Genomic DNA, 825 nt, shown 5'->3' with positions numbered 1-825 from the left:
GCGGAGGGGTGCGGGTGCCCCCGGCGCCGGGTTTCGCCGGTGGCCCGGGGCACCCGCACCCCTCCGCCCCGCAGCAGCAGACGGGGATGCCGAGGGACGCCACCGGACATGTGCAACTGCCCCCGGGCGGTCCCGTCACCATGCCGCCGCCCGCGACCGGCGCCCCCGACGTCACCACCACCACGCTCGCGGTCCTGCTCATCGGGCCCGCCGGGGCGGGCAAGACCAGCGTCGCCAAGTACTGGGCGGACCACCGCAGGGTGCCCACCGCGCACATCAGCCTGGACGACGTACGCGAGTGGGTGCGCTCGGGCTTCGCGGACCCGCAGTCCGGGTGGAACGACAACTCCGAGGCGCAGTATCGTCTCGCCCGCCGCACCTGCGGCTTCTCCGCCAGGAACTTCCTGGCCAACGGCATCTCCTGCATCCTCGACGACGCCGTCTTCCCCGACCGCCCGGTCGTCGGCCTCGGCGGCTGGAAGCGGCACGTCGGCCCCGGCCTGCTCCCGGTCGTGCTCCTCCCGGGCCTGGAGATTGTCCTCGAACGCAACGCCGAGCGCTCGGGCAACCGCCGCCTCACCGACGAAGAGGTCGCCCGCATCCACGGCCGGATGGCGGGCTGGTACGGCTCGGGCCTGCCGATCATCGACAACTCCCAGCTGGACGTCCCGGCCACGGCCCGCGTCCTGGACGAGGTCCTGGCACGGTCGATCGCCAGCCCTCCGAAGTGGTAGCTCCGCGCCCCGAAAGGGGCGCGGGGAACTGCGCGACCAGCCCCCACCGGCTCGCGGACGGCACACAACCCCTCACCGCACCCCCTCACCC

1 protein-coding gene is annotated in these 825 nt (G+C 74.1%); it reads left to right on the top strand.

Features of this window, described 5'->3' with window-relative positions:
* Positions 1-8 precede the first annotated feature (8 nt).
* Positions 9-734, top strand: a complete 726-nt coding sequence (locus tag P1P70_RS45245; RefSeq protein WP_319248398.1) for an AAA family ATPase — start codon at positions 9-11, stop codon at positions 732-734.
* The last annotated feature ends 91 nt before the right edge of the window (positions 735-825 follow it).

Origin of the sequence: Streptomyces sp. MB09-02B (assembly GCF_033794485.1) — a bacterium.
GTDB lineage: Bacteria > Actinomycetota > Actinomycetes > Streptomycetales > Streptomycetaceae > Streptomyces.
This window is presented reverse-complemented; position numbering and strand designations above follow the sequence as displayed.